We start from the raw sequence: 23,466 nt of genomic DNA on the forward strand, positions 1-23,466 counted from the left end.
AAGGAAAATATTCGCAAAATGCGCGCGACGCTTGCCCGCCGAGAAAAACAATCCTCTTGGCTTCACGAAGTGTGAACGCCCAATTTATGACCGCCCTATGCAGAAAAGGAAAACCTGTGATGCTAAGTAACAACCTCGTCAAATCGCTACTGTTCGCCAGTTTGCTGACCCCCACCTTGTATGGTTGCGGCGGCGGTGAAAGTGGTGGGGATGCGCAAGTAGATAACACACCTCCAGTTGTAACATTAAATGGAAGCAACAATATTGAACTTATTTTAGATACCCCTTATGTAGAGCCAGGAGCGAAGGCTATTGATGAAGTCGACGGGAACATTGAAGTTGTCATTAGTGGGGATGTTGATACTTCAGCTCTTGGAACGTACCTAATAACTTATACTGCGAAAGATGCCGCGGGTAATGAAGTTACTCTGACAAGAGAAATAACGGTTGTCGCTGCACCAGTATCTTCAATTACAAAACTATTTACATCACCATCAAAATATATAGACGTCTTTCCGGGAAAGGCTCGAACAATTGCAGTTACGCCCGAATTTGACGGGGCAGACAAAAACGCCTTTATTCAGTTAGAAAACAACCCAGAGTGGATAACGATTGACGAAAATGCTCTTATTACCATTACCCCCGAGGCTGCGATCGAGGCCACGACAATCTCATTTGATGTTATTGCGACGGTTGAAGGCGAGACGATTAGCAAACGCAAAACCTTAGTTGTTTCGATCTTAAACAAAATTACCTTGGTATCCGGTGTGCTTGGTGCATCAGGTGGAACAATAGAGAACGATTGGAAAGACATCGCGATCTCGGTAGAGGCGAATAAACTTAGCCAAGAGTACAACGTTAGATACGATATTGGTATCGATGTGGATGGCGAAGTCAGCTTTAGCCTAGAGTCTGAGCCTGCTATGCCTGAAGCGGAAATGGCGGCGTTGAATATTATACAACCATCCGTTGAGGAAATCATACATAACTACACCATTGAAGTGCCAACATTTCGAAGCAATCGAGCGATGTTTGCTAAAGAGAACATGATCGCTGCAGATGCATTAGCTATCTATTCCGCGAATGGAGTCGATCAAGCGTGCAAGCCTGGTATAAACAGGAAAGATCTCTCAGCTAACGAGATGGTTTGGGGGCATCGTAGTCCGGAGGACGAAGAGAGTGAAGATAGTCAGGCGGACAAAGAGAGTAAAAAGTTCAATCACCTTGCATTGAGTTATGTTTGGCAAGGTAAGGAAGATTTGTTTGATGAGAGCGGATATGCAGGCGCTTCCGTGCGAGGGATGCATCCAAGACTTCAAAATGGGAAAAAAACTAAGCACGCGAAGGTAAGGTGTGCAAGCGCGCTACGCAGTCCCGTTGCTATTGATAACGAAGAAATAAACGGAAAAATTGCTGTTTTGCTGGTTCACGGCTTTATTAATTCTGGAGAACTTGGTGGTTACAACCAGGAAGAAGATAATGCTGTAGACGGGCTTTATTTCGGCCGTTTCCCTACGATCATAAATGAATGGGACAACGGTAAATATCTTCCATTTGTTTTTCAGTGGCGCACTAATGCGAAGTTTCAAGATGTCGCAACTGAACTAGCAGATGCGGTTAAACTGATTGCAGAAAAAACAGGGCAGAAAGTAAATATTGTTGCTCACTCGTTTGGCGGAATTTTATCTAGAACCTTAGTTCAGGGTTTGGCTACCTCTTATCCCGAACAATATTATGTTGAAGATTATGTTCAAACATTGACAACGGTAGGTACACCTCATTCTGGTGTCTTTGGCAGTGAGAAACTAGTATCGTTTGATGAAGGTGTAGAGCTCGAATTTCCACAAGGGCGTAATGGTGGTCTAGGAGCCCTTATAGAAAATTGCTCTGCCATTACATGCTATCAAGCTGGAGTAGAGGTACAAAAATTTGAGGGCAATGAACTCTATGGAACTGAGAATTCAGAGGGCTACATCAGCTATAAACTCGCACAAACACTGCAATCTTATCCGAATGTGAAAACCCAAGTACTGATTGGGCTAGTACCTAGTAATGTACACTGTGAGGATCGTAAATTTGAACAGTCCGTTTCGAGCAACAGTAGTTGTTCATTGACCTATGATTTATTGCATACAAGCGTCGCCAATCCTGGCATTGGGGATAATTTGATATCGTTGCAAGGTCAGCGTTTCCACCCCGGTTTCTTAACTAGCCCGTTAAAGGCGAATCCGGCACTTCATTATGAAGAACATTTGTTACCTATGAACGTCTCTTCGTTTGATCGTGGTATGGATAATTATTTAATTGATCACTATGAAGAAGAGTGGCTCGATAGTTGGAAAATACCAAAATATGGTGATGCGTCTTTCAAATACTTTAAATCGACGGGACATGGTTTTAAGACGGCACATGGTATTAAGGAGATTCGACATTATAATCAAGATTCTTCAGCAGCTAATTACTATGTGTTTGGTTATAACCATCGAACGAGTGCGTATAAGGAACAGGAAAGATTTACTCCGAATTTCTTACTGAACTCATTAACAGAAATAGTCATGTATATGCCTAGATTGACAGAGGTGGGGCTACATAATTGTCAATCAGCAACCGATTGTAATCATGGTACTTGGCACTATGTGAACGACTTCTTGAAATTAACACCTTCCCAGCCAGCCCCAACCTCAGCCATTATTCAGATTAATGGTACTGTCGTCGTAAGTGAAAATAGCGTAACGAGTCCATTATCTGATGGTGTGGTTTGGGTTTACGCGAATAACAGGCGAGTTGAGAGTTCAGAGGCTGCTACAGATCAAAATGGCCATTTCAATATTGAAGTTGAGTTTTTGCCGAACACCCAATATCACCTTTTAGTGAGGAGTCGTGTAGATGGTGTGTTCAGAATGGCAAAAACGCAAGCTATATCGACAGCTGATACGATTGAAGAATCAAGATTGCAGTTCCCTCTGGTCACTTTGGTTAAAAATAGTTTACCAAGTGAGGCAATGGGTGATCTAACCTTATCGATCAAAGACGCAGCAAACGGTAGACAACTTTCAGGGTTTAGCTATCAAATAAATAATCCGCAAAGAGAAATTGATAGAGGAACGACCGTAAGTGCATCTCATATAGTTACTCAACCGAATGGCGATTATCGCATCACATTTAAGAAAGAAGGTTACAATGATGCGAGAAAAATTTGTACGGTTAGCGCTAATACAAACAATATTTGTGAAGTAAGTATGATCGCAAAATCACATCTTGCTCAAGGAGACTTAAGCGCTATATTGGAATGGAACGTTGACCCAAATGATCTCGATTCGCATCTAATCAAATATGATGCAACTGGAAAACAGCTTTATCATGTTTTTTATAACAATGAAGTTGCAGGTGACGCGAAACTCGATGTTGATGATACAAGTAGCTACGGCCCTGAAACAATTACAATCAACAATATAGAACATGAAGCGTATTACATTTATGCCGTTCATCATTTTTCTGGTAGCGGTTCGATTACTTCAACCTCTCAAGCTAGAGTAAGGTTACAAACTGGTGATGTAGATACTACTTATTATGCGCCTTCAACTGGTGAAGGGAGGTGGTGGAAAGTTTTTGAAATAAAAGATGGTCGAATTATTCCATGTAACTCGGGTTGTATAATTAATGGGGATCTTTTAAGTCAAAGAGCGAGAACTAATCATTCATCTAAACCATCGCATTGGTTAAAGGATATTTCAGAGGACTTAAAAACAAGTAAAACGGTATCTAATTAGATAGTTCACTAGAGTCATGAAGTTTTATGACTCTAGTGTAATTTATTCATGATTTAGTCAGAAAATAATACTATATACCCATCAGCTTGCTTTGATTTCCATTGCTTGTTGTTGAGTTTTATATTTTCAATAGTAACGAATGTTTTTATGTTTTTTACGTTTTAAAATAGCGTGCTTTACTATTTAATTAATGGAGTTGAAATGAAAAAAATAATTACGTTTTTGTCTTTGGTGTTGTTTGCTAACAGTGGTTTAGCTAACACCATGCCAAATGCCGCACCCTCTGCTCTCGATCTCGATAAATTAGAGCAACAAGAGGAGCGTTACCAAGATTTACTTTCGGCAGCAGATAGAAATGACGTCTATGCAGATACTTCACGTTGGAGTTCTTATGTTGTTGGGGGAGGTAGCTTTATATATGCTTTTGCGACATTAGAAGAAACGCGAAGTGGAGAATACACATTTAGTGAAGATGGTCGTATCGCTTTCTATGCGGGGCTCGCGGTTTTTGCAGCTGGCTATCTCGCAGGACAATATTTTGACAATGAAGCTTCTAACTTACGTTCTGAAGCGAGTAATATTTCTCAGGGGTTAAGTTACATTCCTGAAAATAATGAGTTTGTATATACCGTTACTTTTAAGTTTTGAGGTAATTGTCGTGGCTAAGAGAATCAGCTATTTACTGTTATTTTTGCTATTGGGTTGTGCTGGTCAGTTGTCCAATACAGAACACTTGCAGCATGGCTATCAATCCTTGTCTGAAAATAAACTAGATAGTGCTCAAAGCCACTTTGAGCAGTCATTAAAAGGATATGAAGCATCGGGTGTGAGTATCGGACAGTTTTATGCACTGACAGCGCTAGGTGAACTTAAATTGGCCAAAAAAGAGCCGCAATCAGCAATTGAATATTTTAATAATGCATCGGAGTTTGAATCAAAAAACCAGCTCAACTTGGATGTTGCAGTAAAATCGCATCACAAAGCAAAAGAGCGCGAGGCATATTATCAATTATCAAAAGAAAAGAACGATTCAGCCATCTACCATCAATATCTTTCACAACAAGATCCCGGTGAATATTCAAAGTTTTTAATCAATGAGTTGGCTAGGCTGACCAATGCAAAAGATGTAAAGGGCTTGGAGGAATTTTCCGAAGTAACAAAAGGGAGTTATTTCTCTCGGCAAGCACTGTTCTCGGTGCTGGAAATTGAATATGAAAAATTGGATGCTAAAAACATCTCTCAACTGAGACAGTTTATTCAGAAATATAACGACAAAAAAGTAAATACTTTGATTTCTGAACCTAAATTAGTTCGGGAAACAAACTTATACGACTCTCCGCAGTTTACAAATGTTAAGGCTCGTCTTAGCCCTGCGATGCAATTAATGGTGATCGAAAGTAATTCAGATGCCTTATGGGTCACATTAGAGAACCAACAGCATGGTTGGGTAACGAGTAAAGATGTAACGTTGGCGGCCAGCAAAGAGCAACAGAGACGATATCAATCAATTACTGCATCCAGTAGAGAGGCGATTCGCACGCTCTTATATAAAGACGCGATGTATTCTAAAGATACGGCAGTATTAGTCAGTTACTTAGGGCAATACAAAGCGCACAGCTCTGCAGCTGACGTGAAGAATCGACTAGTTGGTCTTTATAGAGAACAGAAAAGTGTGCAAGGTTATCGCAATGCGTTTAAATGGTCTGGTGATTCGAGTGATTTATCTTCCGAGTACGCATTGATCAAAGGTGAAGACGCACTTTTAGAATTTGTAAAGCTCTACTCGCCTGCGGTCGCGTTACCTGTTGTGTATTCGGCAAAGAGTGAACTGATCGGTTTATATCGTTCGAAACAAACGGTGTCGGGTTTCCAAAACGCGTACCTTTGGTCAAAGGAAAATGGCGATTTGAAATCTGAACTGGCCCTATTGACCTCAGAAGAGCAGTTGATTGATTTTTCTAAACGGAATACTAAAAATTCGGAAATTTCAGCCTTGGCCAAGGTGAAATTACTGTCGCTGTACAGAGCGCAGAATACGTATGCATCTTTGAAGAAAGCATACGATTTGTCCGGCGAAAAACAGGACCTCACCAGCATTTCAAAGATACTGACTTCAGAAAACGACTATGAAAAATATCTAAAGGATTTTGCCAAGACGAAATATCAAGACGTATACCAACAGACCAAAGAGATCTATGTTGCTTTGTTAAGAGACAAGGGGCAATTTTTAGCACAATTCCGAGCGTATCAATTAACGTTGTTACCAAGTGATGGTCAAAAGTCACAGCAGTTGGCCAAAACAACGGAACACCATAAGATTTTGGAGGCATTTGCCTTTGAATCAATCAAAAACAAAGAAGGGCTGTTTAGGCTAGAGTTGACAAACTTAGATTCTTCCGTTGATGGCCGAAAAATTGCGCGTTGGGGTTGGGCTTCTCAGTATTCTTACGAAGTTAACGCGACCGCCAGCGTTGGTTACCAATTGATGTTATGGAGCAACGCGCCTTTTGTCCCCCAGTATCATGATTTTAATGTGGTGATTGAGTTTTCATTCAACCTACCACTGGAAAAGGAAGTAAAAGCAAAGCTTACAGGGACTTCAACCTCCAAGCCACGTATTAGTCTGGAACAAACAGTAAGTTCAAGATTGAGCCCAGAAAATTCAACGATTCAGAATACGGTAAGGTTTGGCGCATTTCAGACTGCGTATTTAGATCGCGGAACGCTAGGCGGATACACGATCATTTATCCCGGTGGGGTCGCAAAGATTTCAGCAGAAATTAAATCAGTGTCACTTGTCGCCGCAAAAGAACCGAAAGCCAAAGGTACCCAAAAGCTAGCATTCAGTGCGTTTGCGCAGTTACCACCGGCACCAAGGCAATCAGGAACAATGTACTCGATAGTTACCAAAACAGGCGAGCTTTACAATCAGTTCGTTGGTGAAGATACCAAGCGTATGGAATCGCGGCGCTATGCGAGTACAGATGCAGTAGATACTGCGACAACGGCTGTTGCCACTACGGCTACAGCAGGTGCCGTGGCTAAATCAAACACAGTTGCTACAAATCAACGAGGAGTAAAGCGCGTTGTTTCGAATGGCAAAATAATGGGGGCAGCTTCGTATCGTGTCGAATGTACACAAGGTTCTGACCATATCATTTACTTCTGGGATGGTGAGTGGAACCATGGTTTTTTGGGTCGTATGGGATTAAATAACTTATCTCAAAGTGAGATTGAAAAGTATGTTTGTACAAAACTGTAGCTTTCGGCCAATGATGAATCCTCTGACCATTTACTACCTGACCTCTGATTGTTAGCTTACCGGTATGGGACAGAATTACACGGTACAAAGTAGTGTAGCCATACTCATCACGCAGCCTAAACGCTCCCAGCGCTACCTAGGTTTTACCCTAACCCAGTGGCGCGGGGCGTTTAAGGCGTGGTTGCAGTTGCTGCCATCCCTTACGGTGGCTTGGCTGTTTGCGCTGCTAAGCGTTAGCGACACTTTAAACCAGCAGCCCGCTTGGTTATTTACGGCTTGGGCACAGGCGCTGATGTATTTGGCGATGGCAGCGCTATTTTTACTGCTGTGTTTGCACAGTTATTTATTACGCACGCTGCCTAAGTTTGCGCTGCTCTGCGCCGTGTATCTGTTGGGTGGAGCACTGATGTTATCGCTACCGCCATTTGGCCAAGTGGCGGTGGTGGCGGTGTTTTTCACTTCGTTACTGCTGTATGCGCTGCTGCCGTGGTCGTATTGGTTGCCGCAGGTTAAAGCACTGCGTGAGGTGCATGAGCACGCTATTGAGCTACGCCATACGCTACAGCAGCAACAAACACAGCTGTTGCTAGTGGTGCCGCAACAGGTGCCAGCATTGGCCAGCGCCTTGGCCGCCGATTTGCAGTTGCTTGTTGATACCCTTGGCCCGCAATACATCGATAAAAACCGCACCTTTGCCAGCTATGTTCACGATAGTGTCAATTTTTCTGCCTCGCTCTGGCTAGTGTTGGCGCAAGATGCCGCCGAAGGTGACGCCATTCATCGGCTTTGTCAGCAGTTTATTACCCTCAGTGACGAGCAACGCGCCGAGTATAGCGATGCCACCTACTATAGCGATTATCTGCGCCGCCAACATGCTTATTTTCCGGTGGAACAGCATGATGGTTACCAGCATTTGCTGGCGATTCAAACCGGGTTGTTACTGTGCCAACGCCAAGCCGATGCCACAGCCAGCTTGGCGCTGGACTTCACCCTATACCAGTTACCACTGCTGTGGCGTGAACTGAATATTTTCCCCGAGCGAGAAGGGCTGCCGCAATCGTTGCTGCATAGCCAACAGCGCGTCTTCTATCTACTTCAACGTGATGCTTGCCAGTTGGATGTCGCGCAGCAAAATCGTTGGTTAACATGGCTGCAAAACCTGCCAAAATGCACAACGCTATTTCCATCGTTACTGGCCTCCTTTTGTGAGTACGATGCTCTTTATCCAGCACATCGCGATGCGTTTAGCCCTGCGGGGTTTGCCTATGTGGCAGAGCGCGAGCAGCGTTTCTTAGCCGCCTGTGATGCCATTGCTGCACGGGTTAAATCGCCAGAATTTGTCGTTTGGCACGCTAAACAAGCGCAGCAGTTACTCAAGCAACTAGAGACACCGCTTGTGTTCGCCTTCCACCAGTTCTTGCTCTATACCCCAGAAGCGTTATTGCTGAACTGGTTAAACTTGTTACCACCCCAAGGGCGCGAGCAGTTTTATCAACTGCACCAACAGCGGCTTAATATTGACGCGAGTGCGCTTTTTGAATCGCAACGGCAAAACGCCAATGGTGATGCGTGCGACATGGCGCGAGTGTTGCGTTGGTGGCAGTTTGCGCAGCGCGTGGCTTTTTTCCACGGTGTTGCCGATGTGATGTGGGCCAAAGGCAACTATCTGCAAGATAGTCAGCGTTACGAATACGATACCGAAATGCGCCTAAACAATGCCTTGTTGCTGCCGCTAAGCCAACTGCCCAGTGCTGTGCTGGCGGTTCTGCAAGAACTGATGATGGATGTGCAGTCTCAGCAGTTGCCATTACAGCCGTTTGTTGCGCATTTGCAGACAAAGTTTGGCCCCTTGCTGCGCGTTTTGCCCTGCGAGCATCTGCCATCGCCCATTGCTTGGTTATTGGCACAGCCGAGCGCGCAAGCCAAACAACATAATCAAAGTGAAGAAAACCACGAAAGCGATACTGCGCCCAACTGGGCATCGCGCTTAATCACCACCTTGTGCCGCTATTATCAACATCAGCAAGCAGGGCAGCAGGCGTTGGCGTTCGAGGCATTGCTCGAACTCTTTACCTTGCACCAAACACGCTACCCAATGGCGCAACAAACCAGCGAAGGGTTGTTGCTGCAAATCCTACTTTCACTGCCCCAGCAAGGTTTCACCCCCGAGCAAAACCAACAGGTGCTGAAACAAGTGTGTGAACTGCCCAAAGAGTTGGCCGACAAACTGCCGATAGAACTGTGCCTACGCTGGCGCGAACTGGCACGAGTAACGTTGCAACAACATCAGTTGTTAGAAAAGTTGCCGTTAGAGAAAGACTATCAAGAACATTGGCGAAGGCAGCAAGCAATCATTCATTTTGATGATGCAACGCAGTGATTAACTTTATCAATAGATAGTATGTTAGTGATTATTGAGAGTGATTTATAAATGTGGCTTGGTGCGGGCCGGACAGTGATTGGTTTTTTTGCCTGTGCACACCGCGCCATTTTTGTTGATGGCATCGAACTAGGGGAAATGTAATGAAAACTCGCTTAAACCTACTCAAACCCTATTTGAGCAGTGTGGTGTGCGCTTTGCTGCTGACGGCGTGCGCCAGTTACCCATTGGGCATGAGCGAAGCCCAATGGCTGGCATTAACCCCCGAGCAGCAGTATGACGCGCAGTTAAAACAAGCCGAGTTGGATAGGCAACGTGAAGCGCGCCGTTTAGCAGAGCAACAAGCACGCGAGCAAGCGCTGAAAGAGCAGCAAGCACAGTTGGAGTTGGCGCGTGAAAACGCCAAATATGGCGAGCGCGTGCAATGTGTGCTGCAAAATAGCGAGCTGTACTTTAATAAAAAATGGCGAGCGAGCGAGCCCTTGGCGCTCGATCTCTTGGCGAAGCAACCGGCGCAAGCGGTGAAACAAAGCACGGCTGATGGCCGTTATGGTTTCACCCTCTACGCGCAGTTTGATGGCCAAACCCTCAGCCTGTGCCGCCATGAAAACAGCCGCCGCCAAGAGTGCGCGCTGATGCTCGGCACCTTTAACGACTACCACCGAGGTTTGCGCCAAACCATCCAGCAAGACAACTGGCTGCGCGGTCAACTGCGCTGCCAGTTTGTGCCGAAGGTGTGGTGATAAAGGCAAGGTTAAAGGCAGCATACTGAGGTAAGTGTAAGCAAGTAGGACAGATGATGAACTGGAACCCCGATGATTACTTGGCCGCGTGGTACTTTGCAGCGCGCGCCCATGCTGGGCAAACCTTCAAAGGCCAACGGCCTGATGAGCACTTGCCTTATTGTGTGCATTTAGGCGCGGTGGCAATGGAGGTGATGCATGCACTTAAATCGCGCCCCGATCTTGATGGCCGTTTAGCACTGCAAGTGGCGCTGCTGCATGATGTGATTGAAGATACTTCAACCCGTTATCAGCAAGTGGAAGAAGCGTTTGGGGAGCAAGTGGCGCAAGGCGTGTTGGCGCTGAGCAAAAACAAGCAGGTAGGCGATAAGGCAGCACAAATGGCCGATTCACTGGCGAGGATACAACAGCAGCCAGATGAAATATGGCTGGTGAAGCTGTGCGATCGCATCACCAATTTATCGCCACCGCCACACCACTGGAGCCGTGAAAAAATTGCTGCCTATCGCGATGAAGCGCAGCGTATTTTAGATGCCTTGGGCCGTGCCGATGCAGGCGCTGCGCAGCGATTAAACGCACGCATTGACGATTACGCGGCGTTTTGTTCACCGCAAGCTGAGCAGCAGTAAAAGGAAGGAGTGAAGAGCAGAGTGGCACCCAAGATGGTCAATACTGGTTTCATACGGCATAGCATCAACCTACTCTTATTGCTAGCAATCAGCAGCTCGGCTTATGCCGTGCAAAACAACCTCAAACAGTGGGATAAAAATTCCGCCACTTTTCAAAAGGCCTACACGCTGTTGCAGCAACATGGCGCATCGCTGGATTTCGAGCTATTTGAAAAGCACCCAGCCGAATACCAAGCCTATTTGCTTGGCAGTTACAGTGCTCAAGCGTATGACTATCTGCTGGCGATTGAATGGTTGAAACGCGCCTATGCGGACGTAGAGAAACTGAACGAGTTCACTCAGCAGAGTGTGCTCTATCAGTTAGGGTACAGCTATGCGCAGCTTGGTCAGCTGGCCGAGAGCGAAACTTGGTATCGCCGAGCGATAGCCAAAGGCAGTGCCGATGAGTGTGTTAACTTAGGGGTCATGTTTGAAACAAAAAAGCAGTTTCAACAAGCGGAACAACTCTACTTAAGCTGCTTACCCGATAACGAGAGTGCCTTACTTTAACGCAACATTAAGCCACACATCCTTTAGGGAGTTCTTCTTGATCGAGATACCTATCGCGAATGGCGAGGAACTGTTCCAAGTTGTCGATTAAGGCGCTAACGCATTCTGGGTCAAACAGTCGACCTGTGTTATCTCTTATGTAGTCCATAACCGCATCCACCGACCAGGCGGGCTTATAGGCACGGCGGCTCAAAAGCGCGTCAAACACATCCGCCAGCGTGACAATTCGCGCTTCTAATGGGATGGATTGTTCTGCGAGTTGATCGGGCAACCCTTCACCATTAAAGGCTTCATGATGGTGACGAACAATGTGTTTGATGAAAGCCACTTCGTCATCGGAAACCAGTTCTGCGTTGGCCAAGCGAATGACCTCCTCAATCATCTCTTCCCCATAGATAGTGTGCATATTCATGATCTGGCGTTCTTCAGCAGTAAAGCGTTTATCGCTAAAGAGAATGTGATCGGGAATTTTATACTTACCAATATCGTGAAACGGCGCGTAGAGGCGAATGCGATGGATAAATTGGTGGGTAATTTCGGGTTTTTGATTGGCCAATAATCGGGCCAGCAATTCACTGATCTTGCCCATGCGAATGAGGTGCTCTTTGGTTTCGGGGTCGCGAGCATGGCCCATGTTCAGCGCAACAGAGAGTGCCGATTGAAAGTGCTTTTGGTTTTCATGTAAATGAATAAACAGGTGCGCGACAAGATTGGACAGAAAGGCAAAATCTTTCTGGATGTTGTCATCTGAAAAGAAGCTCGATACCGCTGCGTTGTAAAAGATAAAGCCGAGAGTTTTATTGCGATAATTCAGTGGGACGGTGTAGCTGCTGCGGTGGCCGAGACCAAGCAAACGAGAAACGCGTTCGGTTTGCACCATGGTGCTTAGATTATCCACAATGCGAATGCTGTTGCTATAGGCAAGACCAGTAAGGGCAGAGTCTATGCGCAACTCATGATCGACATAATCCAATTGCTGGGACGTTTGCTTAGAGAGCAGGCGATCCTGCACATAATAGTTGGAGGCTTTTTTGTCACCAAGGAGTGCCACAGAAAAACGGCTGAATGTGGGATAGCACTCGACGCAATGCTGGAATAGCTCATCGAGTATGGCAACGATCTCTTTATCTTGGGCAGCGATGTTGTTCATCGCGAGATAATCTAACATGGGGCCTCTGTTCCTATTAGAGGCTTTTCCGAACAAAATGGAACCTGCCTCGCAACTAATGGCTAAAAATGTATCAAAAATGCTACATGTTATTAACACTCAACGTCGCGAATTTAGAATTTCATCATGAAAAATGTGGTTAATTTGAGCAGGGATTCAAAACGATGTGCGTTTATGCACAGTTTCTTTTAAATCAGGATATTAGAAAAAGCACCATCAAAGATGGTGCTTTAAGTAAACGGGAAGATTACGTGGATGGCTTACTGAACCCTAAATCGGCCTACCACGTCAGTTAAGGCATGAGAGGTGTTTTGCAACTCATCGCTGACCGAGGTCACTTGCGCCGCGTTGTTGTTGAGCTCGCGCACCATCTCTTGAATTGCCGCCATGTTTTTGCTCACTTCTTGCGTCACTTGGCGCTGTTCCATCGCTGAGGTTGCCATCAAGGTGTTGAGATTGTTGATTTCTGCAACCGAATCGGTGACCACATTGAGCGAATCCATCACTTGGTTGGTGCGCTCAGCTGTCTCTTCACATCGGTTTCGAGTTGAATCCATCTCTTTCACCACGTTTTCGGTGGTGGTTTTCAGCTTGGCCAGCATCTCGTTGATCTGGGTGGTGCTTTGTTGAGTGCGCGAGGCGAGGGCTCGTACTTCATCGGCAACCACCGCGAAACCACGTCCTTGCTCACCAGCTCGAGCGGCTTCAATCGCGGCATTCAGCGCCAAAAGATTGGTTTGCTCCGCAATCGCGCCAATCACTTCCAACACAGAGGTAATCTGCTTGGTATCGTCATTCATGCGAGAGATGGTGTGCGACATGGATGATACTTGAGTCACCAGCCCACTCACACTGTTTACGGCACTGGTAACAGTTTGCTTAGACTCGTCAGCGTAACGATTGGTGCGTTCGGTTAGTAGCGCAGCATCATCGGCACTTTGCGCAATCGAGTTGGCGCTGGCGCTCATCTCTTCAATGGCGGTGATCGCTTGTTCGGTTTCTTGCGTGTGCTGGTTGAGCGTGCGCAGGTTTGAGCGAGATTGCGAGCTTAACCCGACCACGGCTTGGTCGATCTCTTTCGAGGAGTCGGCCACTTCGATAAACATCTGCTGTAGTTTTTCTATAAACAGGTTGATAGAGTGTGATATTTGGCCAATTTCATCTTTCGATTCAATCGCTAAACGCTGGGTTAGATCGCCGTTACCTTGCGAGAGGTCGGCCACCACGCTGTTCAAGCGGCTAAGTGGTTTAAAAGAAACATGCAGAAGAATCACGCTAGTGACAATGATAATCGCAGCGCACACCAGCAGCGCTAATGTAATCATCCAGTTGAGTTGGTCGGTGTTGGATTGGATATTATCCATATCGATGTAACCGACAAGCTCCCAACGTTGCCCGGCAAACTCGACAGAACGAGAAATCGGCGTGAGGTTGTTACCTTGCTTGTTAGTGAAAATCACGGTGCCATTTGCGGAAAGTTCTGCATAACTGCCATCGGCTGCATACTCTTCCACCACTTGGCGAAATTGGCCAAGATTCACAACAAAAAAGTCCACCGAGTCATCAATACGTTTCAACGAAAACGTAATCGAAGGCTCGCCATTGACCATAGTCACAGGGCTAACAATGGTGGTGTCGCCATGCGTCTCCGCAATCTCAATGTAACGCTGTGCTTCCTCTTCACCCATATTTCCACTGTCGTCAAAGGCATAGCCGTTGACGATTTTAATGATCTTATCGAAACCAGAGCTCTCTTTAGTGTCACTGATGTCCATCATGCTGAAGTTCAGGCTATTGGCGAGGGCGAGTCGGTTATTGAGCTCGTTCTCGAGCTTACGCTGAATCAGGTCTACATTGTGGGTAATGTTTTGACTGTCGGTTTTTTGAATGTAGTGGCTGATAAAATAGTTAACACTAAAGTAAGAAGTGATGATGGTGAGCGAGATAATGGCAATAATCAGCGCAATTATCTTGTTCTTAAAAGAAAGCGGAGTCATAACACTTTACATCCTTAAAAGTGACGAATGAAAACGCAGCATTCCTACCGCGCCGTACAGCTGTTCAATTTAACAATTGGCTCAATATTAAGTGAGCTGTGCCGTTGTTGCAAACAAGTTGCATTCGTTTGCAGAGATAACTTGGAGCTGCACAATAAGTTAGGTGTAGATTTTTACAAAGAAGTAACCCGTAATGGCAAAAGAAGTGACAGTCACAAAGCGATGAACCCAGATTTTATTCACGCCTCTTACCACGACGGCAGCGATATATCCGCCAGTGATGCTGCCCAACATCACAACAAAACCGTTCCACCAATCGATTAAACCATCGAAGGTGAAGATGATCACGGCGACCAATGAAACGCTGGTAGAAATCAACAGCTTTAACCCGTTCATCGTGATGATGTCTCGATGACCAGAAAGGGTAAGGTAGCTCAGCGTCACAATGCCTAATCCCGCATTAAAGAAACCACCATAAGCAGACACTAGGATCAAAAACAGCGCTGGTAGGCAGAGCAGAATTGGATGAGGCTTGTTGCGCTTGCTTTTGCTTAACCGTTGATTGATGGCACCGCCAAACACAAACAGCAGGGTCGCAAAGAGCAAGAGCCAAGGGATGGCGGTCAAGAAATCGGCTTCATTGGTGTTCAAGAGAAGAAAAGCCCCCAACATACCACCGATCAGGCTAAAAACGATGGTTTTGGGTACGATCTTCTTTTGTTCATAGAGCTCACGACGATAACCCCATGCGCCGCTAATGTAACCCGCACAACTGGCAAAAGTATTGGTGGCATTGGCGACAACCGGTGGAATGCCGATCGCCATCAGTGCAGGGAAGGTGATAAAGCTGCCCCCTCCGGCGATGGAATTAAGCATTCCGCCGAAGACTCCAGCAAAGAACAGCAATGCAAAATCCATTTGATGTGGTTCGTCCTTTTTGGCGTCGAGTGACGCTGAGATTGATGATGATGCGTGCGCTTGGCCAGTTACAGATGGCTCACGCCTGAACGCTATCCTCAAGTTAACAATTTGGTTACATGACAAACAGTAAATTTGTGAAAAACAGTGATCTCGGCAGGCGATTTCGCTCACATTGTCTTATTCTTTTATGGGTTAGGGTGCATATGGAAGCGATGCGATGAAAATAATAGGGTCAGTTGGCGTGATAGCGCTATGTATGCCAATGATGGCACAAGCCATTGTGGGTGGTTCAAGTTCGGCGGAGAGCTTTGTGGTAAGTGTGGACGCCAGCTCATTTGCAGAGCAGTCCAGATGTGGCGGCACCATCGTTAACTCTCGGTGGATCTTAACCGCTGCGCACTGTTTGATTAAATCGAGTTCGACCCAAGAAACGTCAACGGGGAACCCGGAATCATTTACCAACTATGACATTGTGGCGTTAAAAGAAGTGTCGGTCAGAGCGGGTATTCTCGATCTGTTTCAATCACAAGTGGAACACATTTACGATGTCTCCCATGTGGTGATCCATCCCGATTACATGCCTTTAAGAACTACCAAGCAAACCGAGCAAGGAGAGGAGCTGGTCAGTACGGCTTATCAGAATGACCTAGCGCTTATTAGAGTGAAACGGGACTTACCAGCCACACCCGTTACCTTAATTAACACCACCAGTTATCAAGAATTTTTGACGGATGTGGCGATCTGGGACGATGCCACACGAGAGGAAAATGCGCGGGTCTTGGGCTGGGGGGAGGACGTTCCCAATTCGCCGAATGTTGACACGCCACCACCCATTCCTGAGGAGATCCTACTGAAGCAGGCCGATATCGCCATGGTTCCAATTGCAGAATGTTTCGATATGTTGGAGCAAACCAACACGCTGCCGCTCTATATCGCCTCTTCCGCCGATGTGACCAAACTGTGTACCTTGCCAAAGAAGCTAATTCATATAAAAAACGAAACTTACGGTCACGGTGCTTGTTTGGGGGATTCCGGTGGTCCGCTAGTGTGGACTGATGGTGTTGGAAATCAATTTCAAGTGGGTATTATCAGTGCATCACCTTTGATCAATACCGTTTGTAGCTCTGTCACTTACCCCACTTGGTATACCAATGTGGTGACTTATCTCGATTGGATTCGTTCTTACACCGATGCAGCGAATCCACCCACACAGCAGATTACCAAACCAATGTTTATGACCAGTGCGACCACAGAAACACCGAGCGAGGGCACTCAGCCAAGTGGGCAATGCAACAGCAATACATCCGCCAGTGTCGGTGGTGGAGAGGTCGCTTTGGGCTGTGCGGACAGTGAAAGCAGTGGCTCTTTGGGCTGGTTGAGTCTGTTGAGCTTGCTTTTTCTTTACTCAGGAAGAAAAAACCGCCTCGGTTGAGGCGGTAAAGCGTAGTGCAATATGGAGATGGTTATTGTTATTTGGTTGCTTGGGGCACGTTCGACTTTGCCGTGTTGGGCTTGATTTTCTGGTAGATCGCACCTAATAGCGGGCTGCTAACCATCAAAATCGCAATCACGGTGAAGGCCAGTGTCAACGGACGTTCCCACAAGAAGCTGATCTGTCCATCCGAAATCATCAGCGCGCGGCGTAAGTTTTCTTCCATCAAGCCACCCAAAATAAAGCCAAGCAGCAGAGGGGCGAGTGGGAAGTTGGCAAGACGAAGCGCAATCGCTCCCATCGCCACCAGCAGCATCACAAACACATCCATGGTGTTAAATGACACCAAATAAACGCCAGTGATGGAGAAGAACAAGATCATCGGTAGCAGTACGGTTCTTGGTACTGCCAGCAGGCGCGAGATGTACGGGATCAGCGGTAAGTTCAGGATCAGCAGTACGATGTTGCCGACGTACATGGAGATGATCACCGACCAAAACACATCCGGATGGTCAACAAACAAACGAGGACCCGGTTGAATACCATAAGCGATCAACGCGCCAAGCATGATGGCCGTGGTGCCTGAGCCCGGAATACCGAGCGTTAGCAGTGGCACAAATGAACCGCTTGAGGCTGCGTTGTTGGCCGACTCAGGCGCGACAAGGCCACGGATGCTGCCTTTACCAAACTCTTCGCGTTTCTCTTTCGGCGCCAGATTACGCTCCATGCCGTAGCTGAGGAAAGCCGCGATTGTGGCCCCCGCGCCCGGTAGAACACCGGTAAAAAAGCCCAGAATAGAAGAACGAATGGAGACGGGAGCCGCTTCTTTGATCTCTTCACGAGTCACTTTCATCGAGCCAATGTTGCTCATGCGCTCTTGCTCTTCGGCGCTGTTGTCCTGATCAGGCTTGAGAATGCCCATCAATGTTTCGCCCAAAGCGAAGGTCGCCATCGCCAATAGCAAGAAGCTGAAACCATCCATTAAATCAGTCAGGCCGAACGTAAATCGTTCGACACCAACGCCTTTATCAATACCGACGGTTGAGAGCATCAAGCCAAGAATGGTCATCATCCATGCTTTGATCACTTGCCCTTTACCCGCAAAAGCCGCTACCGCAGAAAGCCCAACCAGCATCAGCGCGAAATAGTCTGAGGATTGGAAACTGAGTGACACGGTGGCCAGTGCAGGTGCCGCCACTAACAGCATGATGGCCGATAGCGTACCACCAGTAAACGAGGCGTAAGCGGCCAAAGCGAGCGCTTTACCCGCTTGGCCTTTTTGCGCCATTGGGTAGCCATCAAACGCGGTGACTACGGTTGAAGAACAGCCCGGAGCGTTGATCAAAATAGAAGAGGTTGAGCCGCCAAAAATTGCGCCATAGTAAACACCCGCCATCAAAATCATGCCCGAAGAGGGCTCTAGGCCGTAGGTGATTGGGATCATCAGCGCAATGGCCGAGATTGGGCCTAAACCCGGTAACATGCCGATAAAGGTACCGACAAAACAACCAATGATCACCATCATCAGGTTCATTGGCATCACTGCGGTCGATAGACCTTGTAAAATTCCGTCTAACATAAAATCAGTTCCTTATGCCAATTACCAAAGGGTAAAAATCAGGCCCGGTTCGAGGTAAACATCCAACCCCTTGGTGAGCAGTAGATAGAACGCCAATACGAATGGGAAAGAAGCACCAAACAAGACGCTTTTGCGTCGTTCGCCAAGTAGGTAGAACCCCGCCAACAGGAAAAATCCGGTGGCTAAGACGAAGCCAAGATAGGTCAAGCCGAGGCCATACAGTGCCATCAGCACCAAAAAAGCGATCAACAGCTTCCAGTCAAACTTAGTTACAGCACCACTTTTGTTATCGGGTTGCCCAGTGACGAGCAGCAATAGAGACAACACAATGCCGATGCCGGTGAGAATAAAGGGCAAAGTACGCGCGTTGAACGGTTCGTACTCATCGCCGGGAAACATAGGAATTTGATAGGTTTGATAGCCATAACCCAAACTGAGTAAAAGGAAAATCAGCGCGCCGACACGGTCGCGACTAAGGAGAAACTCTGTTGAGAGCAGCTTATTGCTTTTAAACGAACTGGTTGGTAAATCCGACATATCCAACTCCAATCATTGAGGCAAAGAAAAAGAGAAAAAAGCCGTTATTGAAGCGTCAATGAAAAGAGGGTCATCAACAAGGCGTGCTACTCGTGATAACAGGGACACAGTAGCAAGCAGGACTTTCAATCAACAAAGGAGTAGTGTTACTGCTCATGGCAGTACTTCAACAACGGCGAAATCGGTGTGGGGCAGTTTCGTTTCTACGATGACCACCCCAACAAAGTCATTGAGACATTACTTGAGGAAGCCGAGCTCACGCATCAGGTCACCCATCTGCTTTTCTTGCTCTTCTAGGAAGGCGTAGAACTCTTTATCGGCTTTGTAGTTGTCGATCCAACCATTACGGTCACGAACCACTTTCCACTCATCGGTGTTGTACATCTTGGTTAGAGCCGCGTTCCATTCGTTGATCTTCTCTTGGCTCGCCCCCGGTGCGGCAAAGAAACCACGCCAGTTAGCAAAGACGGTTGGGTTGCCGTATTCGGTTAGGGTAGGAATGTTTGGCGCTGCTTCGAGACGTTTTGGTGCCGTGATTGCCAATACTTTTACTTGACCCGCTTTCGACATCTCAAGCACTTCACCTAGGCCAGTAGAAAGCAACTGAGTTTCGCCAGAAAGCAGCGCAGCCATGGCTTTACCGCCTGCATCATAAGCGATGTAGCGAACTTGTTTGGCGTCAAAGCCTTGTCCTTTAAATGCGGCAGCGGCAACGAGGTGATCCATAGAACCACGCGCAGATCCACCAGCGATTTTCACTTTAAGTGGGTTCTCAGCGAAGTCTTTGGTGACCTCTTCCCAACTGTTGTATTTCGAGTCTCCTGCAACCACGATGGCACCGTAATCAGCCACGGTAGCTGCGACTGGTGTTAAATCGCGGAAGGATTGTGGGAAAACACCGCTTAGTGAACGCACAACGATCGGTGTTGAGTTGATCATCAACGTGTCTTCTTGACGTTTTGCCGTCTCGATCAGGTGTGCAATGGCTTTACCACCGCCACCACCAGATAGGTTTTGGTAAGAGACATTCTCCACCAAGTTGGTTTTTTGTAGAACATCACCCGTACCACGGGCGGTCATGTCCCAGCCACCACCGGCACCCCCAGGGATGAGAAAGTGGATTTTTTCGATCTCTGCCGCGAAAGCGTTAAAAGAAAAAGAGGCGGCGATGATCGATGCGGCCAGTGTAGGTTTGAGTGCCTTAAACATGTTTCACGTTCCTTATGTCGGCGCTTCGGTGATGAAGCGAACTTATTGTTATCTGTGGTTCTTGTTATCAGTGGTTCCTCACTCGCAGTGGCGAGTTAGGAATGATGAAAGGTTAAAAAGGTGTTAACGAATTGTCTCTAATAGGCAGTTAAAAAAAATAACGGTCATAAAGTCGATTTTGTTCATAAAGTTCACGAAACGACGATAGAGATGGGGAAAAGGGGATACACGGAAGGTATACCTTAGTCTAAATTGTCGACAATTTACTTGATTGTCGACAATTTGATCGACTATTTTATATTCAGAGACAGACATTGTTGACAGATTGCAGTCAGGAAACGTATTTGAATATGAATGTAGACACCAAAGCCATTGGCAAACTTGCGGGCAGCGACAAGGAAAACACCAAATCCGAATCGCTGACCGAATCCTTGGTTGAAGCGATTGTGAATGGACAAATCGCACCGGGAAGCAAAATCTCGGAACCCGAGTTAGCCAAGCATTATCATGTGAGCCGAGGCCCACTGCGTGAGGCGATGATGCGACTAGAAGGGCTTGGCTTGATCGAACGTGTTCCTCATGTTGGGGCGCGTGTGATTACTCTTTCACCTGAAAAATTGGTGGAGCTGTATGCGGTGCGTGAAGCACTAGAAGGCATGGCCGCAAGGCTTGCCGCTCGCTACATCAGCCAAGAAGAGCTGTTGAGCCTTGAACTGCTATTGTCGACACATTCGAAACACATTGATGAAGTAGAAGGTTCCTCTTACTTCCATCAACACGGTGATTTCGACTTTCACTACCGCATCATCAAAGCCAGTCGCAACCGCGAATTGATCGCGCTGCTGTGTGACGAGCTGTATCACTTACTGCGCATGTATCGCTATCAATCACCGCGTGCCCAATCACGACCCAAAGAAGCGTTGGAAGAACACAAATTCATTCTGCAAGCGATTCGCAATCGAGATGAAGAGTTGTCGGAAATGTTGATGAGAAGACACATCTCCGGCAGCCGAAAATTAATCGAACAACAGATCCTAAAGGATTAGAGGAAACGTGTTATGAGCTTAACTCCGGGGGCGAAGTTCAGACTCGCCGTACAACAAAACGATCCGCTGCAAATCGTCGGCACCATCAACCCTTATTGCGCCATGATGGCCAAACGCCTCGGCCATCAAGCCATTTACCTTTCTGGTGGCGGTATCGCTAATGCGTCTTACGGCTTGCCGGACTTAGGCATCACCACACTTAACGACGTGCTGGTGGACGTAGAGCGCATCACCAACGCCTGTGATTTGCCTCTGCTGGTGGACATTGATACCGGTTTTGGCGGCGCATTTAACATTGCGCGCACCATCAAAGCGATGGAAAAAGCCGGCGCAGCCGCGGTTCACATGGAAGATCAAGTGGCGCAAAAACGTTGTGGTCACCGTCCAAATAAAGCGATTGTTTCTCAGCAAGAAATGGTCGATCGCGTTAAAGCGGCGGTGGATGCACGAGTCGATGACAACTTTGTGATTATGGCGCGTACCGATGCGCTGGCGGTGGAAGGGATTGATAGCGCAATTGAGCGTGCGATTGCCTGTGTAGAAGCGGGTGCAGACATGATTTTCCCCGAAGCAATGAACAAACTTGAGCAGTATCAGCAATTTTCTGCTGCTTTGGCGCAAGCTACGGGCAAGCACGTGCCGATATTGGCTAACATCACCGAATTTGGTCAAACGCCTTTGTATGGCTGTGAAGAATTGGCCAAATCCAACGTGGATATGGTGCTGTATCCGTTGAGTGCTTTCCGTGCGATGAACAAAGCGGCGGAAATGGTCTATCGCCACTTATTGGAAGTGGGCAATCAAGAGGCGTTAATCGACTCAATGCAGACGCGTAAAGAGCTCTATGACTATCTCAACTATCACGCGTACGAAGACAAGCTCGATCAGCTGTTTTCAGAAGGAAAATAATCCCAACGCGCTTTTTAGATGAGAGCAAAGTAGGGAAGCCCAAGATAAGAAAAACAAAAAACGGAAGTTCAAGAAGAATACCGTCGGAATTAACTTAATCCAATAACGTGAAACCGTCTGATGATAAACGCTCCGCTAGAAAGCAAAGTCAGACAGAAAAGGAGTTCAAAATGCCTAGTTCTTTAACGAAGAAAGGTGAGTTAGGTGGCGCGGGCCTACGTGGTCAAAGCGCTGGAAGCACCGCTTTATGTACTGTCGGTAAAACGGGGACAGGGTTAACCTATCGTGGTTATGACATCACTGACTTAGCCAACCATGCACAATTTGAAGAAGTGGCGCACTTGCTGTTACGCGGTCACTTGCCAACGCAGCAAGAGTTGGATGCTTACAAAACTCGCCTGATCGGCCTGCGTGGCTTACCGGCAGAGTTGAAGCAAGCGTTGGAGCTGATCCCGGCGTCTGCGCATCCGATGGATGTGATGCGTACAGGCTGCTCTGTGCTGGGGAACTTAGAACAAGAAACCGATTTTTCGCAGCAGCTTGACGCGACAGAGCGCATGTTGGCGCTGTTCCCTGCGATCATTTGTTACTGGTATCGCTTTAGCCACGATGGCGTGCGCATCGATACGCAAGACCAATCGCAAGATTGCATCGGTGGTTACTTCCTCAAAATGCTCACGGGCAAAGAGCCCAGTGAACTGCATAAACAGGTGATGCATTGTTCGCTGATTTTGTATGCAGAGCACGAGTTTAATGCCTCTACCTTTGCCGCTCGAGTCTGTGCCTCAACGCTGTCTGATATTCATTCTTGTGTGACTGCGGCGATTGGCACTTTGCGTGGCCCTTTGCATGGTGGTGCTAACGAGGCAGCGATGGAGATGATCGAAAACTGGCAAACACCAGAAGAGGCGGAAAGCAACATCCTGCGCATGTTGGCCAACAAAGAGAAAATCATGGGCTTTGGTCATGCGATTTATCGCGAAAGCGACCCACGTAATGCTCTGATCAAACGTTGGTCAAAAGCCTTGTCAGAAGCGGTGGGCGATACCCATCTTTACGCCGTCTCAGAACGTGTGGAAGCGGTGATGAAACGCGAGAAAGATCTGTTTTGTAACGCCGATTTCTTCCATGCCTCGGCCTATCACTTCATGGACATTCCCACCAAGCTGTTTACGCCGATTTTCGTCATGAGTCGCTTAACAGGCTGGACGGCGCATGTGTTTGAACAGCGCGCCAATAACCGAATTATTCGTCCAAGTGCTGACTATATTGGCCCAGATCACCAAGATTGGGTGCCGATTGAACAGCGCTAGCGCCTAGAGATTGACCTCTCCT

At 47.0% G+C, this 23,466-nt stretch carries 17 protein-coding genes; 11 read left to right on the forward strand and 6 right to left on the reverse strand.

Annotation, left to right across the window (positions count from 1 at the left end; genetic code table 11):
• The first annotated feature begins 119 nt into the window (after positions 1 to 119).
• The 7 genes from LZU85_RS06175 to LZU85_RS06205 all read left to right on the forward strand — a co-directional run bounded on the left by LZU85_RS06175 (position 120) and on the right by LZU85_RS06205 (position 11,333).
• Positions 120 to 3,770, forward strand: a complete 3,651-nt coding sequence (locus LZU85_RS06175) for an immunoglobulin-like domain-containing protein (RefSeq protein ID WP_237286685.1) — start codon at positions 120 to 122, stop codon at positions 3,768 to 3,770.
• A 201-nt stretch (positions 3,771 to 3,971) separates the two neighbouring features.
• The gene (locus LZU85_RS06180; protein ID WP_237286686.1) at positions 3,972 to 4,418 is read left to right on the forward strand and encodes a hypothetical protein; all 447 of its coding nucleotides are present in this window, start codon (positions 3,972 to 3,974) and stop codon (positions 4,416 to 4,418) included.
• A gap of 10 nt (positions 4,419 to 4,428) precedes the next feature.
• Positions 4,429 to 7,032 (forward strand): hypothetical protein, encoded by a 2,604-nt coding sequence (locus tag LZU85_RS06185; protein WP_237286687.1) that lies wholly within the window; start codon positions 4,429 to 4,431, stop codon positions 7,030 to 7,032.
• Between the two features lie 64 nt (positions 7,033 to 7,096).
• Positions 7,097 to 9,412: a hypothetical protein gene (locus LZU85_RS06190; RefSeq protein ID WP_237286688.1), complete on the forward strand. Its 2,316-nt coding sequence runs from the start codon at positions 7,097 to 7,099 to the stop codon at positions 9,410 to 9,412.
• Positions 9,413 to 9,555: 143 nt separating this feature from the next.
• Positions 9,556 to 10,155, forward strand: a complete 600-nt coding sequence (locus LZU85_RS06195) for a hypothetical protein (protein ID WP_237286689.1) — start codon at positions 9,556 to 9,558, stop codon at positions 10,153 to 10,155.
• 53 nt (positions 10,156 to 10,208) lie between these two features.
• Complete coding sequence (locus tag LZU85_RS06200) at positions 10,209 to 10,784, forward strand: HD domain-containing protein (protein WP_237286690.1); 576 nt, start codon at positions 10,209 to 10,211, stop codon at positions 10,782 to 10,784.
• 9 nt (positions 10,785 to 10,793) lie between these two features.
• Positions 10,794 to 11,333 carry a tetratricopeptide repeat protein gene (locus LZU85_RS06205; protein WP_237286691.1) on the forward strand — a complete coding sequence of 180 codons (540 nt, stop codon included), beginning with the start codon at positions 10,794 to 10,796 and terminating at the stop codon, positions 11,331 to 11,333.
• A gap of 7 nt (positions 11,334 to 11,340) precedes the next feature.
• Here the strand turns inward: LZU85_RS06205 and LZU85_RS06210 are convergent, their stop codons facing one another.
• From LZU85_RS06210 to LZU85_RS06220, 3 genes are all read right to left on the reverse strand, one after another.
• Entirely contained in the window at positions 11,341 to 12,501 is a 1,161-nt protein-coding gene (locus LZU85_RS06210; protein WP_176299681.1) for an HD-GYP domain-containing protein, read from the reverse strand.
• A gap of 260 nt (positions 12,502 to 12,761) precedes the next feature.
• Positions 12,762 to 14,498 (reverse strand): methyl-accepting chemotaxis protein, encoded by a 1,737-nt coding sequence (locus tag LZU85_RS06215; protein ID WP_237286692.1) that lies wholly within the window; start codon positions 14,496 to 14,498, stop codon positions 12,762 to 12,764.
• Positions 14,499 to 14,657: 159 nt separating this feature from the next.
• Positions 14,658 to 15,416, reverse strand: a complete 759-nt coding sequence (locus LZU85_RS06220; protein WP_237286693.1) for a sulfite exporter TauE/SafE family protein — start codon at positions 15,414 to 15,416, stop codon at positions 14,658 to 14,660.
• A gap of 220 nt (positions 15,417 to 15,636) precedes the next feature.
• Between LZU85_RS06220 and LZU85_RS06225 the strand changes: the two genes are divergently transcribed.
• The gene (locus tag LZU85_RS06225) at positions 15,637 to 16,851 is read left to right on the forward strand and encodes a S1 family peptidase (RefSeq protein WP_237286694.1); all 1,215 of its coding nucleotides are present in this window, start codon (positions 15,637 to 15,639) and stop codon (positions 16,849 to 16,851) included.
• Positions 16,852 to 16,888: 37 nt separating this feature from the next.
• Here the strand turns inward: LZU85_RS06225 and LZU85_RS06230 are convergent, their stop codons facing one another.
• The 3 genes from LZU85_RS06230 to LZU85_RS06240 form a co-directional block, all read right to left on the reverse strand.
• Positions 16,889 to 18,430, reverse strand: a complete 1,542-nt coding sequence (locus LZU85_RS06230; protein WP_013571909.1) for a tripartite tricarboxylate transporter permease — start codon at positions 18,428 to 18,430, stop codon at positions 16,889 to 16,891.
• A gap of 21 nt (positions 18,431 to 18,451) precedes the next feature.
• The gene (locus LZU85_RS06235) at positions 18,452 to 18,967 is read right to left on the reverse strand and encodes a tripartite tricarboxylate transporter TctB family protein (protein ID WP_237286695.1); all 516 of its coding nucleotides are present in this window, start codon (positions 18,965 to 18,967) and stop codon (positions 18,452 to 18,454) included.
• 237 nt (positions 18,968 to 19,204) lie between these two features.
• Positions 19,205 to 20,176 carry a tripartite tricarboxylate transporter substrate binding protein gene (locus LZU85_RS06240; RefSeq protein ID WP_072603126.1) on the reverse strand — a complete coding sequence of 324 codons (972 nt, stop codon included), beginning with the start codon at positions 20,174 to 20,176 and terminating at the stop codon, positions 19,205 to 19,207.
• A 350-nt stretch (positions 20,177 to 20,526) separates the two neighbouring features.
• On the opposite strand from LZU85_RS06240, the gene LZU85_RS06245 reads away from it, so the two are divergent.
• The 3 genes from LZU85_RS06245 to prpC all read left to right on the forward strand — a co-directional run bounded on the left by LZU85_RS06245 (position 20,527) and on the right by prpC (position 23,444).
• Entirely contained in the window at positions 20,527 to 21,222 is a 696-nt protein-coding gene (locus LZU85_RS06245; RefSeq protein WP_011080573.1) for a GntR family transcriptional regulator, read from the forward strand.
• Positions 21,223 to 21,234: 12 nt separating this feature from the next.
• Positions 21,235 to 22,131 carry a methylisocitrate lyase gene (prpB, locus tag LZU85_RS06250; RefSeq protein ID WP_011080572.1) on the forward strand — a complete coding sequence of 299 codons (897 nt, stop codon included), beginning with the start codon at positions 21,235 to 21,237 and terminating at the stop codon, positions 22,129 to 22,131.
• Positions 22,132 to 22,301: 170 nt separating this feature from the next.
• On the forward strand, positions 22,302 to 23,444 hold the full coding sequence (gene prpC, locus LZU85_RS06255; protein ID WP_013571905.1) for a bifunctional 2-methylcitrate synthase/citrate synthase: 1,143 nt from the start codon (positions 22,302 to 22,304) through the stop codon (positions 23,442 to 23,444).
• Positions 23,445 to 23,466 lie beyond the last annotated feature (22 nt).

It is taken from the genome of Vibrio floridensis (genome assembly GCF_021852965.1).
Lineage (GTDB): Bacteria > Pseudomonadota > Gammaproteobacteria > Enterobacterales > Vibrionaceae > Vibrio > Vibrio floridensis.